Here is a 15,456-nt window from a genome sequence, read left to right on the forward strand (position 1 = left end):
AAAATTCCGGCAAATTGCACGATCTCTCATCCACGCCGCGATCATTGTGGGAGCGAGCCTGCTCGCGAAAGCGTAGTGTCAGCCGTCTACAATTCTGTAGATCCAGCGCCTTCGCGAGCAGGCTCGCTCCCACATTAGTTCATCGTCGTTCTGGGAGCGGGGTTCACACCAAACCGCCCCCGGTACTCACTCGGCCCCAACCCGGTAATCTTCTTGAAAATCGCACGAAACGCGCCCGGATCCTGATAGCCCACCGTCCAGGCAATATGGTCGATCGTGCCATTGGTGAACTCGAGCATTTCCCGCGCCTTGCCGACCCGCAGGTGCTGGCAATATTCGGTCGGTTTCAAGCCTGTCGCGGCGCGGAATCGGCGCAGGAAAGTGCGCTCTTCAAGGCCCGCGCGCTCGGCCATCGCGTTCAGCGAAACATCCGTCGCCCCGGTGCTTTGCAGCCAGTGCTGGACCTTGAGAATCGCCGCGTCGCCATGGCTGAGAATCGGCGCAAAATTGCTTCCGCATTCGCTGGCGCTGTCGCTGTGTTCCATCACCAGAAAACGCGCGGTCGCGGTGGCGATGCTCGGGCCGAGCAAGCGATCGACCAGGCGCAGTCCCAGTTCCGACCAGGCCATCAGCCCCGCCGTGGTGATCAGGTCACCGTCGTCGACAATCGGCGTGTCGGCCTTCAGTCTGATCTTCGGGTAACGCTCGGCAAACGCCTGGGCCGAGGTCCAGTGGGTGGTGGCGCTGCGACCGTCGAGCAAGCCGCTTTCAGCGAGCATCAACGAGCCCACACAAACACCACCAAGGGTTGCGCCGCGCGCATGCTGATCCCGCAGCCATTGCGCAAGACTCGCGGTCATCTGCGCCGCATCGAACCCGCCGAGGGACGGTGGAATCAGTACGGCGAGCAAAGCGTCTTCGGCACCCGGATGACTGTCATAGACCCGCGTCGGCAGCTGCTCGCCCTCGACCTGCCAGTGACTGACCCGCAGCAAGGGCAATTGCACAGCCTGATACTCGACGGCGATGCGGTTGGCCACGGCGAACAGATCGGTCAGACCGTGCACCGCCGCCAGCTGCGCGCCGGGATAAATCAGCACGCCCAGTTCAGCGGTGGCGGCTCTTTGTGCAGCCATTGTCAGTTTTCCCCCGTCTATTGTCGGTGCGGCCAATCCTCGAATCCTCGGCCAGCGTCAATACTGAGGCCACACCCAATCACCGTCTCGAGGACAATCCCATGGCCAAGCAAGCGCTCATCGTAGTCGATATCCAGAACGACTACTTCCCCCAAGGCAAGTGGCCGCTGGTCGGCGCCGACGCCGCTGCGGACAACGCCGCACGGCTGATCGCAGCCTTTCGCGAAACGGGCGATCCGGTGGTGCACATTCGGCATGAATTCACCTCCGACGATGCGCCGTTTTTCACTCCCGGCTCCGAAGGCGCGAAACTGCATCCGAAAGTGCTCAACCGTGCCGACGAGCCGGTGGTGCTCAAGCATTTCGTCAACTCGTTCCGTGAAACCGAACTGCAAGCGGTGCTAGACGAACACGGCATCACCGACCTGGTGGTGGTCGGCAGCATGAGCCATATGTGCGTCGATGGCATCACCCGCGCGGCGGCGGACATGGGGTATGTCGTCACGGTGATTCACGATGCCTGCGCCAGCCGTGACCTTGAATTCAACGGTCTGACGGTGCCGGCCGCCCATGTGCACGCAGCATTCATGTCGGCGCTGGGTTTTGCCTACGCCAGCGTGGTATCCACTGACCAGTTCCTGAGCAGCAACGCCTAGCAACAACTGCGCAATCCCCTGGCCCGCCGCGTTGCGGGCCTTTTTGCGTCTGTCATGAAAATCTCACGCGTGAGTCATTGATGGCACTTTGCATTAGTTGTAGTGTGGCCCACGCGTGAGACGCTCATAACCGGATTCCAGCCATGACAAGCCGCACCCGAACGACCGCCGCAGCCAGCCCCAAGGGCGAGCGTGCCAAGGCGTCGGCGAAAAAACCGTCGAGCTTCTACATGAAGCAGATGCGCGCAGGCCTGGCCGCCGCCGGTTATGTGAAACACGAAACTTGGGTGCTTCCGGAAAACCGAAGCTTGCTCAAGCAAATGGAGCAACAGCTACGCCAACCGATTCTGGCTGGCTCTTTCATGTCGGAGAAATACATGAGCGCAGGCAACAACTGGACCATCGACAGCCTCTTCAATGCCCTCAAGGCGCTGGACGAGGTGGCTTCCCAAGAGATTTCGCTGTCCCTGATCCAGAGCTCCGAACCGAGCATCAAGCTGGAAATGAACGAATTCGGTGGTCTGCCGATTCACATCGCCCTGGCCGGCCAGCAGATCATCGTCGACACCGTGCTGGTGGACATCGATTCGATCAGCAACGTCCAGGCGTTCAACGATGCCGTGCTGCGCAGCCGCGAGATGTTCCCGCTGTCGTCGATCGGGATCGAGTCGATGCCCAACGGGCAGACCGTCTACAACATGTTCGGCGCCCTCAGCGCCGATTCGAGCCTGACCAACGTCGTTACCGAGGTGAAAACCCTGGTCGACAATGTGCAGCGCGCCAGCGAAGCCTTCGAACACTTCTTCAAGTAATCAACAGGGAATATCCAATGACTCAGTCCATCTGGAGCAAGTTGTTCACCGCACTGCGCGGCGGCGCCAATGAAGTCGGCGAAGCCATCGCCGACCAGCAGGCCCTGCGCATCCTCGATCAGGAAATCCGCGACGCCGACACCGCGCTGTCCAATGCCCGCCGCGAACTGGTGACGATCATGGCCAAGCACAAACTGGCCGCCGACCGCGTCAGCGAATACGACGCCAAGATCAAGGACCTCGAAGCCAAGGCTGTGGCCGCGTTGAATGCCGGCCGCGAAGACCTGGCGCTGGAAGTGGCCGAAGCGATTTCGACCCTGACCAATGATCTCGCTGCCGAGAAGAAACTCAGCGATGAATTCGGCGCCTACGCCGACAACATGCGCAAAGACATCAGCAAAGCCGAGTCGCGGATCAAGAGCCTGCGCCAGCAGGTGGACATGGCCAAGGCCCGCGACAGCGTGCAGAAAGCCCAGGTCAGCGCCTCGATCGCCAGCGGCGGCGCCAACGGCAAACTGGAAACCGCAGTCGGCACCCTGAACCGCCTGCAAGCCAAGCAGCAGCAACGCGCTGCCGAACTGAACGCCGCAGACGAACTGGCCGACGCCTCTACCGGCAACGACCTGGAACGCAAACTGCGCGACGCCGGCATCACGCCGAACGAAGGCAGCGCCAATGCGATCCTTGAGCGGCTGAAGCAGAAGTCCGCGCAGTAATGACTGAACGGTAACTTGTGGGAGCGAGCCTGCTCGCGAAAGCGTCGTGACAGTCAAATAATCGAGTGACTGACACAACCCATTCGCGAGCAGGCTCGCTCCCACATGGTTTCACGGCGTAATTGCCTCTGCTCGTTCACCGCTTCGCCCGGTACACTACCGCCACTTTTTCACCCCCGAACACCTCCACCCGCTTCAAGGAACGTACCCATGGGATGGTTTAAAGACTTGCTCGGCACCAGCAATTGGCAGACCGCTGCGCCAACGAGCACCGGCGCCAGCGGCCCGCTGGGCATGGCACAAGGCAAAGGCGTGCGCTTCGACACGACCCTGGCGTTGCTGCTGGAAGGTTCGACCTCGGTGCGAGTGCCGTTCGATCAAGCGGTGTGGAGCGCCGGCTGGGTCGACCTCGGCCAGTCCAACAAACTGCACCGCTACTACATGAACGACGAGGATTTCTGGGTGCAGATCCACGTCACCGGTGAAGACCAGATCGAGTCGGTCACCCTGTTCAATTACCTCAGCTATGTAACGGTCAACAGTGACGCCGAACTCCAGCGTCTGGCCGGCCCCAACAGCCTGATCGGTCTACCGACCTACCACCACGACGGTGTTGAATACACCCGCGAATGGGGCACCGAACTGCAGCAGACCGAACTGGTGCCAATGACCGAACACGTGGTCAACCCGGACGAGTCCTACACCATCAAGCACCACGCCATGCTGTATGCCCGCGACACCGGCCTCACCGATCGTCGCGAACTGCTGCTGTTCTCCGTCGAACAGGACGAAGAAGGCACCGTCAGCCTGAGCACCTCGCTGGGCATCTCGCTGTACACGACTGATTTGAGCGCCATCTAAAAAAGGAAGTTTTTCATGCTGGAAGTCTTGGCCGTTTCCCTGAACAAAACCGCGCTGGTCGGTTTTGTCGTCTACCTGATCGGCGCCGTGTTGCTGTTCATGCTGTTTCAATTCGTCTACACGCGCATTACCGCACACAAGGAATTCGAACTGATCCGTGCCGGCAACACTGCCGCCGCCATTGCCCTGTCCGGGGCGATCATCGGTTTCGCGATTCCGGCGAGCAACGTGATCGCCTACTCGGTCAACGTGCTCGACTTCGTCCTCTGGGCAGTCATCGCTGCAGTCGTGCAGCTGTTGGCGTTCGTTGCGACCGGGCTGGTGCTCAAGGGCACTTCCCAGCGCATCGCCAACGGCGAAGTCGCCGCCGGCATTTATGTGGCGGCCGTGGCGATCAGCGTCGGCATGCTCAATGCCGCGTGTATGACCCCGTCCCACTGACCGGCAGGAAGCCTCTCGATGAAACGCAGCAAATACGTGCAGTTGTCCCTCGCCGCGTCGGTGGCGATGGCGATTTCCGGTGAAGCAGCGGCGCTGGATCAGCCGCGCAACTTCCAAAGCGTTGAACAGTGTGTCGACGCCGAATTGGCCGCCGATCTCTGCTCCAGCGCCTACGTCGCCGCCCTGAACGAACACCGACGCATCGCCCCGGCCTACACCGACAAGGCCAAGTGCGACGCAGACTTTGCCGCTGGCTGGTGTCAGAAAAATTCCGATGGTCGTTTCGTGCCGAAACTCGGCGGCTTCAAAGTGCCGGGCAATGCCGAGACGCCGCAAGATCTCGATGCCATCGCCAATTCGCAAATGCCCGCGGGCGACACCACCACCAGCAGCAGCGCAAGCCACGGCGGCTCGCACTATTCCGGTGGCTCAGGTGGTGGCGGCAATGGCTGGCTGACCGGTTGGCTGATCGGCAACGCAATGAGCAACAACGCCGAACGCACCGTTTACCGTGATCGCGAAACGCGCCAGCCGTACAACACCTCAACGCAGTACCGCCGAGCTGACACAACCTCGCGCAGCCAGTCGGATTACGAGAGCAGCAAGAGCAAGCCGGTGAATGTTGCGTCGTCGACTTCGCGCGGCGGTTTCGGCAGCCAGTCCAGTGCCCGCAGCGGTTGGGGTGGCTGGGGCAGCAGTTCCGGACGTTCGAGCAGCTGACATGAAAAAGATCCACTGCGCCGAGCGCCCCGACTGGAAACACACCGCCGAAAGCCTCGGTTTCCTGTTCCACACCATCGACGACGAACCGTACTGGGACGAAAGCGCCTACTACCAGTTCAGCCTCGCGCAGATCGAAAACGATCTCGAAGACCCGACCACCGAACTGCATGAGATGTGCATGGACCTGGTGGATCGCGTGGTCAACAGCGAGGAGTTGCTCGATCGCCTGAGTATCCCGGCGGCGTACTACGACATGATCCGCACCTCCTGGCGCGAGGGTCATCCGCATCTGTACGGTCGCATGGACTTTTCCTACAGCGGCAACGGGCCGGCGAAACTGCTGGAGCTCAACTACGACACGCCGACCAGCCTCTATGAAGCGGCGGCCTTTCAGTGGGGCTGGCTGGAACAGTGCATCGAGCGTGGCACGCTGCCGCCGCATGCTGACCAGTTCAACAGCATCGACACCAAGCTGCATCAGGCCTTCGCCGAGTTGCAGCTGAAGCGGCCGTTTTACTTTGCGTCAATGAAGGACTCGGTCGAGGACAAAGGCACCACCGATTACCTGCGGCTGATCGCGGAAAAGGTCGGCATCGAATCACGCCACATCGATATCGAAGACATCGGCCTGACGGCTGAGGGTCGTTTCGTCGATCTGCAGGATCGCTGGATCCCGCACCTGTTCAAGCTGCACGCCTGGGAATTCATCTTCCACGAACCGTTCGGCGCCGCGATCGCCGAGTGCGATACGCAGTTTTTCGAACCGGCGTGGAAGGCGATCCTGTCCAACAAAGGTGCGCTGCCGCTGCTGTGGGAATTGCACAAGGGACATCCGAATCTGCTCGCTGCGCACCTTGATCCGAATCCGCAAAGTGGCGTGCCGAAGGGCTGGGTGCGCAAGCCGTACTTCTCCCGCGAAGGCGCCAACATCGAACTGCAAACGGCGGAAGGTCTGATCGTAAAAGAGGACGGCCCCTACACCGATGCGCCATTCATCCTGCAGGAGTTCGCGCCGCTGCCGAAGTTTGGCGACAGCTACACGCTGATTGGCTCGTGGGTGATTGGTGATGAGGCGGCAGGGATTGGTGTGCGCGAGGACAATAGTCTGATCACCAAGGACTCCAGCCGCTTCCTGCCGCACCTGATCCTGGATTAAGACGAAGTTACCTTGTGGGAGCGAGCCTGCTCGCGAAAGCGTCCTGTCAGTTACAGATTCATCGACTGATCTGACGCATTCGCGAGCAGGCTCGCTCCCACAGGAAATTGCGAGTCGCTAGGAATTTCCTGAACAAAAAAGGCCCGTCGTTTAAGCGACGGGCCTTTTTCATTCAAAGCGGTTACAGCGACAAATCAGAACGGAATATCGTCATCGAAGCTGTCGAAATCCGGAGCCGGTTGCGGTGCGGCCTGCTGAGGCGCCGGAGCCGAACGCTGCTGTGGAGCCGGCTGCGGGCGCGGTGCCTGCTGACGTGGCGCCTGCTGCTGGTAGTTGTTGCCGCCGCCTTGCTGATCGCCCTGTTGTGGACGGCCGCCGAGCAGTTGCATGGTGCCTTGCATGTCGACCACGATTTCAGTGGTGTAACGCTTGATACCGTCTTTTTCCCACTCGCGGGTCTGCAGCTTGCCTTCGATGTAGACCTGCGAACCTTTACGCAGGTATTCACCGGCGATCTCGGCCACCTTGCCGAACATCGAAACACGGTGCCATTCGGTCTTCTCGACCTTCTGACCGGTTTGCTTGTCGGTCCACTGTTCGCTGGTCGCCAGACTCAGGTTGGTCACGGCGTTACCGTTAGGCAAGTAGCGAACTTCGGGATCCTGGCCGCAAGTGCCGACCAATATGACTTTGTTAACCCCACGGGCCATAACGTTCTCCTAAGCGTCGCACGCAGCCCCGGCCGGGTTGTTGACCAGGCGTTCGAGGGTGGTGCGATCCACTAATTCTTTGTCCAGTTTGATGTAAACAGCCGCCTCTTCGGCGACTATCACTGCATCTGTTACCCCTACCAGGGCCTTGAGGCGCTCGACCAGACCCGCTTCGCGGATCGCTTCGGGCGACAACGGCAAGCGCAGGCTCGTCACGTAGGGGGGTTCGCGCATGGTAACAGCAAAGGCCAGCCAAAGTGCAGCCAGCGCGGCGCATCCGAGGAACACAACCGACAGACCGCCATGCTGGAACAACCAGCCGCCGAGTATCCCGCCGAGTGCCGAACCGAGGAACTGGCTGGTGGAGTACACGCCCATGGCCGTGCCCTTGCCGCCTGCCGGTGAAACCTTGCTGATCAGCGACGGCAACGATGCCTCGAGCAGATTGAACGCGGTGAAAAACACCACCGTACCAATCACCAGAGCGCGCAGGCTGTCGCCGAACTGCCAGAAGAATAGTTCAGTCAGCATCAATGTCATGACGGCGCCGAGCAAAACTCGTTTCATTTTGCGTTTCTTCTCGCCGTAGATAATGAACGGGATCATGGCGAAGAAAGAAATCAGCAGCGCGGTGAGGTAGACCCACCAGTGCTGTTCCTTGGGCAAACCGGCTTTTTCCACCAGTGCCAGCGGCAAGGCCACGAAGCTCGACATCAACATGGCATGTAACACAAAGATGCCCAGATCCAGGCGCAGCAGGTCCGGGTGCTTGAGCGTAGGCATCAGCGCCTGCCGCGCCACGCCGGATTCCCGGTGCTGCAACGGCCCGGTGGATTGCGGCACCATGAACATGATGATCAGGATGCCGAGCAGCGCCATGGCGCCAGTGGCGAGGAACAGCCCGGACAGCCCGAACGCACTGGTCAGTAACGGCCCGACCACCATGGCCACGGCGAACGACAGGCCGATGGTCATGCCGATCATCGCCATGGCTTTGGTCCGATGCTGCTCGCGGGTCAGGTCGGAAAGCAGCGCCATCACCGCTGCAGAAATCGCCCCGGCGCCCTGCAGGATTCGCCCGGCGATCACGCCCCAGATCGAATCGGCCTGGGAAGCCAGAACACTGCCGAGAGCGAAGACGATCAGGCCGAGGTAGATCACCGGCCGGCGACCGATGCGGTCGGAAATGATCCCGAACGGAATCTGGAAAATTGCCTGGGTCAGACCGTAAGCGCCAATCGCCAGCCCGATCAGGGCCGGGGTCGCTCCCGCCAGATCCATGCCATAGGTCGCCAGCACCGGCAACACCATGAACATGCCAAGCATACGGAAGGCGAACACCAGGGCCAGACCGCTCGCCGCGCGGGTCTCGCTGCCACTCATGCGTTCGCTGTGGGGATCGTGCATGGAAAAACCTCGTGTGAACCGGCGGCGATTCTACCAGTCCCATCGGAAGACGGGGTATATCGCGACGCTATGACGCGTATAGATGAAACTCTCTTCATGAACGGCAAAACGCCCTTCGTTTGATAGTGTGCATCCATCCAGTATTTGCCCGTATACTCCTACGTTTTCGACGCCCGCCAAGCGAGGCCACTTTGGACAAGATCCTGATACGTGGGGCCCGTACCCACAACCTGAAGAACATCGACCTGACCCTGCCACGGGACAAACTGATCGTCATCACCGGCCTGTCCGGATCCGGCAAGTCGTCCCTGGCGTTCGACACGCTGTATGCCGAAGGTCAGCGCCGCTATGTCGAATCGCTGTCGGCCTACGCCCGGCAGTTCCTGTCGATGATGGAAAAACCCGACGTCGACACCATCGAAGGCCTGTCGCCGGCGATCTCCATCGAACAGAAGTCGACCTCGCACAACCCGCGTTCGACGGTCGGCACCATCACCGAAATCTACGACTACCTGCGTTTGCTCTATGCCCGCGTGGGTACGCCGCGTTGCCCGGATCACGACATTCCACTGGAGGCGCAGACTGTCAGCCAGATGGTCGACCTGGTGCTGGCACAGCCGGAAGGCAGCAAACTCATGCTGCTGGCACCGGTGATCCGCGAGCGCAAGGGCGAACACCTTTCGGTCTTCGAAGAATTGCGTGCGCAGGGTTTCGTCCGCGCTCGGGTCAACGGGCGGATCTGCGAGCTCGACGAGCTGCCGAAGCTGGATAAACAGAAGAAGCATTCGATCGATGTGATCGTCGACCGCTTCAAGGTCCGCGCCGATCTGCAGCAACGTCTGGCCGAGTCTTTTGAGACGGCGCTGAAACTGGCCGATGGCATTGCCCTGGTCGCGCCGATGGACGACGAGCCGGGCGAAGAAATGATCTTCTCCGCACGCTTCGCTTGCCCGATCTGCGGCCATGCGATCAGCGAACTGGAACCCAAGCTGTTTTCCTTCAACAACCCGGCCGGCGCCTGCCCGACCTGCGATGGCCTGGGCGTTAAGCAGTTCTTTGACATCAAGCGTCTGGTAAACGGCGAGCTGACCCTGGCCGAAGGTGCGATTCGCGGCTGGGACCGGCGCAACGTTTATTACTTCCAGATGCTCGGCTCACTCGCCTCGCACTACAAGTTCAGCCTGGACAAGCCCTTCAACGACCTGAGCGCCGAGCAGCAGAAGTTCATCCTGCATGGCAGCGGCTCGCAGAACGTCGACTTCAAATACCTGAACGACCGTGGCGACATCGTCAAACGCTCGCACCCGTTCGAAGGCATCGTGCCGAATCTTGAGCGTCGTTACCGCGAAACCGAATCGGCGAGCGTGCGCGAAGAGCTGGCCAAGTTCCTCAGCCATCAGGCCTGCCCGGATTGCCGTGGCACGCGTCTGCGCCGTGAAGCCCGGCACGTCTGGGTCGGCGAGAAAACCTTGCCGGCAGTGACCAACCTGCCGATTGGCGATGCCTGCGAATATTTCGGCGCGCTGAAGATGACCGGTCGCCGCGGCGAGATCGCCGACAAGATTCTCAAGGAAATCCGCGAGCGTCTGCAGTTTCTGGTCAACGTCGGGCTCGACTATCTGTCGCTGGATCGCAGTGCCGACACATTGTCCGGTGGCGAAGCGCAACGGATTCGTCTGGCCAGCCAGATTGGCGCCGGCCTGGTCGGCGTTTTGTACATCCTCGATGAACCGTCCATTGGTCTGCATCAGCGCGACAACGATCGGCTGCTTGGCACGCTCAAGCATTTGCGCGATATCGGCAACACGGTGATCGTGGTCGAGCACGATGAAGACGCGATTCGTCTGGCTGACTATGTCGTCGATATCGGCCCTGGCGCCGGTGTGCACGGCGGACAGATCGTTGCCGAAGGCACGCCTGACGAAGTCATGGTGCACCCGGATTCGCTGACCGGCAAATACCTGTCCGGACGGGTGAAGATCGAAGTGCCGGCCAAACGCACGCCGCGCAACAAGAAGCTCAACCTGTCGCTCAAAGGTGCGCGTGGCAACAACCTGCGCAACGTCGATCTGGACATCCCGATCGGCCTGCTGACTTGCGTGACTGGCGTATCCGGTTCGGGCAAATCGACACTGATCAACAACACGCTGTTCCCGCTCAGCGCCACTGCACTGAATGGCGCGACCACGCTGGAAGCGGCTGCGCATGACAGCATCAAAGGCCTGGAACATCTCGACAAAGTCGTCGACATCGACCAGAGCCCGATCGGCCGTACTCCGCGCTCCAACCCGGCGACCTACACCGGGCTGTTCACGCCGATCCGCGAACTGTTTGCCGGCGTGCCCGAGTCGCGCTCCCGGGGTTACGGCCCAGGGCGTTTCTCGTTCAACGTCAAGGGCGGTCGCTGCGAAGCGTGCCAGGGCGATGGCCTGATCAAGGTGGAAATGCACTTCCTGCCGGACATCTACGTGCCCTGCGATGTGTGCAAGAGCAAGCGTTACAACCGCGAAACCCTTGAAATCAAGTACAAGGGCAAGAGCATCCATGAAACCCTCGAAATGACCATTGAGGAAGCACGGGAATTCTTCGACGCGGTTCCGGCACTGGCGCGCAAGCTGCAAACGCTGATGGATGTCGGCCTGTCCTACATCAAGCTCGGGCAGTCGGCAACGACCCTGTCCGGCGGTGAAGCACAGCGGGTCAAGTTGTCGCGCGAGCTGTCCAAACGCGATACGGGCAAAACCCTGTACATCCTCGACGAGCCAACCACCGGTCTGCACTTCGCCGATATCCAGCAGTTGCTCGACGTTCTCCATCGTCTGCGCGACCACGGCAACACTGTGGTGGTCATCGAGCACAATCTCGATGTGATCAAGACCGCTGACTGGCTGGTGGACCTCGGTCCTGAAGGCGGTTCCAAAGGCGGGCAGATCATTGCCACCGGTACGCCGGAGGAAGTCGCCGAGATGAAGCAATCTCACACCGGCCATTACCTCAAGCCGCTGCTGATCCGCGATCGGGCTTAAGTGCCAGGCATGAAAAAGCCCCTGTCACTGATGAAGTGACAGGGGCTTTTTTTATAGCAGTTGCAATCAGGACGCGTGGGATTGCAGGTAGTTCTCAAGACCGATGAGTTTGATCAGGCCCAACTGCTTTTCCAGCCAGTAGGTGTGATCTTCTTCAGTGTCGTTGAGCTGAACCCGCAGAATTTCGCGGCTGACGTAGTCTTGGTGTTGCTCGCAAAGTTCGATGCCTTTGCACAGCGCAGCGCGGACTTTGTATTCGAGGCGCAGATCCGCTTCGAGCATCGTAGGCACCGTGGTGCCGACATCCAGATCATCCGGACGCATGCGCGGCGTGCCTTCGAGCATCAGAATCCGCCGCATCAACGCATCGGCGTGGCCGGCTTCTTCTTCCATCTCGTGGTTGATGCGCTCGTAGAGCTTGGTGAACCCCCAGTCCTCATACATCCGCGAATGAACGAAATATTGGTCACGCGCGGCCAGTTCGCCGGTCAGCAACGTATTGAGGTAATCGATTACATCTGGGTGGCCTTGCATCGCCCTACATCTCCCTTCCTGAAAGTCTGTAGTTTGAACCAACCTGACCGGAAGGTCACTCACCACGCGCAATAAAAGCGAAGATATTCTGAGAAAAGCAGGCCAAATAACGCAAAAACCGCCCAAATGAGGGCGGTTCTGCTTCTCGTTTAGACTACGTTAAGCTCTCAGTTGAGCAGCTTTGCGATTGCTTCTCCATACGCCGGATCGGCTTTGTAGAAATGCTGCAACTGACGATCGACGACGTCGCTGGAAACACCCGCCATTGCGCCGGCAATGTTGCTGACCAGCAATGCTTTCTGCTCGTCGCTCATCAAGCGGAACAAGGCACCGGCGTGGCTGTAGTAGTCGGTGTCTTCGCGGTGATCATAACGATCGGCGGCACCGCTCAAGGCCAGCGCTGGCTCCGCGTAATGCGGCGCTTGCTTCGGCGACTCAACGTAGCTGTTCGGTTCATAGTTCGGCGCCGCGCCGCCATTGCTGCCGAACGCCATGGAGCCGTCACGCTGATAAGTATTCACCGGACTGCGCGGAGCGTTCACCGGCAATTGCTGGTGATTGGTACCTACGCGATAGCGATGTGCGTCAGCGTAGGCGAATACGCGACCTTGCAGCATGCGGTCTGGCGACAGACCGACACCTGGCACCATGTTGCTCGGGCCAAACGCAGCCTGTTCAACTTCCGCGAAGTAGTTCAGCGGGTTGCGATTCAACTCCAGCTCGCCGACTTCGATCAACGGAAACTCCTTCTGCGACCAGGTCTTGGTCACGTCGAATGGGTTCTCGTAATGAGCCGCCGCTTGCGCTTCGGTCATGATCTGAATGCACACGCGCCATTTCGGGAATTCACCGCGCTCGATGGCCTCGAACAGGTCACGCTGCGCATAGTCCGGGTCGGTACCGGCCAAACGGGCAGCCTCGGCTGGCGCCAGGTTCTTGATGCCTTGCTGAGTCTTGTAGTGCCACTTCACCCAGTGACGCTCGCCTTTGGCGTTGATCAGGCTGTAAGTGTGACTGCCGAACCCATGCATATGGCGATAGCCGTCAGGGATGCCACGATCAGAAAACAGGATAGTGACCTGGTGCAGCGCTTCAGGCGAATGCGACCAGAAATCCCACATCATCTGCGCGCTTTTCAGGTTGCTTTGCGGCAGACGCTTTTGCGTGTGGATAAAGTCAGGAAACTTTAGCGGATCACGGATGAAGAACACTGGCGTGTTGTTGCCAACGATGTCCCAGTTGCCTTCCTCCGTGTAGAACTTCAAGGCGAAGCCGCGCGGATCGCGCTCAGTGTCGGCCGAACCACGCTCGCCACCTACGGTGGAAAAGCGCAGAAAGGTTGGCGTTTGTTTGCCTACCGATTCGAACAACTTTGCGCTGGTGTATGCGGTGATGTCACGGGTGACGGTGAACGTACCGTAAGCGCCCGAGCCCTTAGCGTGGACACGGCGTTCTGGTATGTTTTCACGGTTGAAGTGCGCGAGCTTTTCGATCAGATGGAAATCGTCGAGAAGCAGCGGACCGCGTGGGCCGGCGGAACGGGAATTCTGGTTGTCAGCGACTGGCGCGCCACTGGCGGTTGTAAGCGTCTTGGTCTGGCTCATGCGGTCTTCTTCCTCTGTCAGTCTTGAACTGCCGGCTAATGGGCTTGGGGCGAAGTATTGATCATCGACGTTACAGCTACAAATTCATTAACTTGCAGGCATCGATAGATAATTACTAATTATGTTTTCCCGGCACATAGTGGCAGTTCAACCATGTCAGAAACTTGTACGGACGACGCATTTCTTACAGGCACAAAAAACCGGGCACTAGGCCCGGTTCTTTGTTTCAGACTGACGTCTTACTCGGCGGATACAGCTTCGCCAGCAGTAGCACGATCAACCAACTCGACGTACGCCATAGGCGCGTTGTCGCCAGCGCGGAAACCGCACTTGAGGATGCGCAGGTAGCCACCCTCACGGGTAGCGTAACGCTTGCCCAGGTCGTTGAAGAGCTTACCAACGATAGCTTTCGAACGAGTACGGTCGAAAGCCAGACGGCGGTTAGCCAGGCTGTCTGTCTTGGCCAGAGTGATCAGCGGCTCGGCAACGCGGCGCAGTTCTTTGGCTTTTGGCAGAGTAGTTTTGATCAGCTCGTGCTCGAACAGCGACACCGCCATGTTTTGGAACATGGCCTTGCGGTGCGAGCTGGTGCGGCTCAGGTGACGACCACTTTTACGATGACGCATGGTTCATTCCTTACCAAACACTACGTTCGGTGATTACGACGATCAGGCAGTCGCCTTGTCGTCCTTCTTAAGACTTGCAGGCGGCCAGTTGTCGAGGCGCATGCCGAGGGACAGACCGCGGGAGGCCAGAACGTCCTTGATTTCAGTCAAGGATTTCTTGCCCAGGTTCGGAGTCTTCAACAGCTCTACTTCGGTACGCTGAATCAGGTCGCCGATGTAGTAGATGTTTTCCGCCTTAAGGCAGTTAGCCGAACGTACAGTCAGTTCCAGATCGTCAACCGGGCGAAGCAGGATCGGATCGATCTCGTCTTCCTGCTCGACAACCAGCGGCTCACTTTCACCTTTGAGGTCGACGAACGCAGCCAGCTGCTGTTGCAGGATGGTTGCAGCGCGACGGATAGCCTCTTCAGGATCCAGGGTACCGTTGGTTTCCAGATCAATAACCAGCTTGTCCAGGTTGGTACGCTGCTCGACACGGGCGTTTTCCACCACGTAAGCGATACGGCGAACCGGGCTGAACGAAGAGTCAAGCTGCAAGCGACCGATGCTGCGGCTTTCGTCTTCATCGCTCTGACGCGAGTCGGCTGGTTCATAACCACGACCACGAGCTACGGTGAGCTTCATGTTCAGGGCGCCGTTAGACGCCAGGTTAGCGATTACGTGATCGGGATTAACGATCTCGACATCATGATCCAGCTGAATATCGGCAGCGGTAACCACCCCCGAACCCTTCTTCGACAAGGTCAGCGTAACTTCGTCACGACCGTGCAGCTTGATGGCCAGACCTTTAAGGTTCAACAGGATTTCAATTACGTCTTCCTGTACACCTTCGATGGCGCTGTACTCGTGGAGCACACCGTCAATCTCGGCCTCGACTACTGCGCAGCCGGGCATTGAGGACAACAGGATGCGGCGCAGCGCGTTGCCCAGGGTGTGGCCAAAACCACGCTCGAGAGGCTCGAGAGTGATCTTGGCGCGGGTTGGACTGACAACCTGCACATCAATGTGGCGGGGTGTCAGGAACTCATTTACCGAAATCTGCATGGAT

The 15,456-nt window shown here is 59.4% G+C and carries 15 protein-coding genes; 8 read left to right on the forward strand and 7 right to left on the reverse strand.

Features of this window, described 5'->3' with window-relative positions; all coding sequences use genetic code 11:
* Positions 1-134 precede the first annotated feature (134 nt).
* Positions 135-1,136: a GlxA family transcriptional regulator gene (locus D6877_RS23440; RefSeq protein ID WP_130912278.1), complete on the reverse strand. Its 1,002-nt coding sequence runs from the start codon at positions 1,134-1,136 to the stop codon at positions 135-137.
* A 101-nt stretch (positions 1,137-1,237) separates the two neighbouring features.
* Between D6877_RS23440 and D6877_RS23445 the strand changes: the two genes are divergently transcribed.
* The 7 genes from D6877_RS23445 (at position 1,238) to D6877_RS23475 (ending at position 6,501) form a co-directional block, all read left to right on the forward strand.
* Positions 1,238-1,792: a cysteine hydrolase family protein gene (locus tag D6877_RS23445; RefSeq protein WP_130912279.1), complete on the forward strand. Its 555-nt coding sequence runs from the start codon at positions 1,238-1,240 to the stop codon at positions 1,790-1,792.
* A 230-nt stretch (positions 1,793-2,022) separates the two neighbouring features.
* Positions 2,023-2,604: a YjfI family protein gene (locus D6877_RS23450; protein WP_225914461.1), complete on the forward strand. Its 582-nt coding sequence runs from the start codon at positions 2,023-2,025 to the stop codon at positions 2,602-2,604.
* Positions 2,605-2,621: 17 nt separating this feature from the next.
* Positions 2,622-3,320 carry a PspA/IM30 family protein gene (locus tag D6877_RS23455; protein WP_016772954.1) on the forward strand — a complete coding sequence of 233 codons (699 nt, stop codon included), beginning with the start codon at positions 2,622-2,624 and terminating at the stop codon, positions 3,318-3,320.
* A gap of 210 nt (positions 3,321-3,530) precedes the next feature.
* A complete protein-coding gene (locus D6877_RS23460) occupies positions 3,531-4,181 on the forward strand; it encodes a DUF2491 family protein (RefSeq protein WP_130912281.1) in 651 nt (216 codons plus the stop codon).
* 15 nt (positions 4,182-4,196) lie between these two features.
* Positions 4,197-4,622, forward strand: a complete 426-nt coding sequence (locus D6877_RS23465; protein ID WP_016772952.1) for a DUF350 domain-containing protein — start codon at positions 4,197-4,199, stop codon at positions 4,620-4,622.
* 18 nt (positions 4,623-4,640) lie between these two features.
* Positions 4,641-5,342: a DUF1190 domain-containing protein gene (locus D6877_RS23470; RefSeq protein WP_110646974.1), complete on the forward strand. Its 702-nt coding sequence runs from the start codon at positions 4,641-4,643 to the stop codon at positions 5,340-5,342.
* Between the two features lies 1 nt (position 5,343).
* Positions 5,344-6,501 carry a glutathionylspermidine synthase family protein gene (locus D6877_RS23475; protein WP_130912282.1) on the forward strand — a complete coding sequence of 386 codons (1,158 nt, stop codon included), beginning with the start codon at positions 5,344-5,346 and terminating at the stop codon, positions 6,499-6,501.
* A 194-nt stretch (positions 6,502-6,695) separates the two neighbouring features.
* Here D6877_RS23475 and D6877_RS23480 read toward each other — a convergent pair whose 3' ends face one another.
* Both D6877_RS23480 and D6877_RS23485 read right to left on the reverse strand, forming a co-directional pair.
* On the reverse strand, positions 6,696-7,211 hold the full coding sequence (locus D6877_RS23480) for a single-stranded DNA-binding protein (protein WP_130912283.1): 516 nt from the start codon (positions 7,209-7,211) through the stop codon (positions 6,696-6,698).
* A 9-nt stretch (positions 7,212-7,220) separates the two neighbouring features.
* Complete coding sequence (locus D6877_RS23485; protein ID WP_122611019.1) at positions 7,221-8,618, reverse strand: MFS transporter; 1,398 nt, start codon at positions 8,616-8,618, stop codon at positions 7,221-7,223.
* 191 nt (positions 8,619-8,809) lie between these two features.
* On the opposite strand from D6877_RS23485, the gene uvrA reads away from it, so the two are divergent.
* Positions 8,810-11,644, forward strand: a complete 2,835-nt coding sequence (uvrA, locus tag D6877_RS23490; protein ID WP_130912284.1) for an excinuclease ABC subunit UvrA — start codon at positions 8,810-8,812, stop codon at positions 11,642-11,644.
* A gap of 66 nt (positions 11,645-11,710) precedes the next feature.
* Here uvrA and bfr read toward each other — a convergent pair whose 3' ends face one another.
* From bfr to rpoA, 4 genes are all read right to left on the reverse strand, one after another.
* Entirely contained in the window at positions 11,711-12,178 is a 468-nt protein-coding gene (gene bfr, locus D6877_RS23495) for a bacterioferritin (RefSeq protein WP_130912285.1), read from the reverse strand.
* Positions 12,179-12,345: 167 nt separating this feature from the next.
* Positions 12,346-13,782, reverse strand: coding sequence for a catalase (locus D6877_RS23500; RefSeq protein ID WP_130912286.1), 1,437 nt, complete (start codon positions 13,780-13,782; stop codon positions 12,346-12,348).
* A gap of 239 nt (positions 13,783-14,021) precedes the next feature.
* Positions 14,022-14,408: a 50S ribosomal protein L17 gene (rplQ, locus tag D6877_RS23505; protein WP_003176402.1), complete on the reverse strand. Its 387-nt coding sequence runs from the start codon at positions 14,406-14,408 to the stop codon at positions 14,022-14,024.
* Between the two features lie 42 nt (positions 14,409-14,450).
* Positions 14,451-15,452, reverse strand: a complete 1,002-nt coding sequence (gene rpoA / locus D6877_RS23510; protein WP_016772946.1) for a DNA-directed RNA polymerase subunit alpha — start codon at positions 15,450-15,452, stop codon at positions 14,451-14,453.
* Positions 15,453-15,456 lie beyond the last annotated feature (4 nt).

The organism is Pseudomonas sp. Sample_9 (genome assembly GCF_004307535.1).
GTDB classification, from domain to species: Bacteria; Pseudomonadota; Gammaproteobacteria; order Pseudomonadales; family Pseudomonadaceae; genus Aquipseudomonas; species Aquipseudomonas mercuritolerans.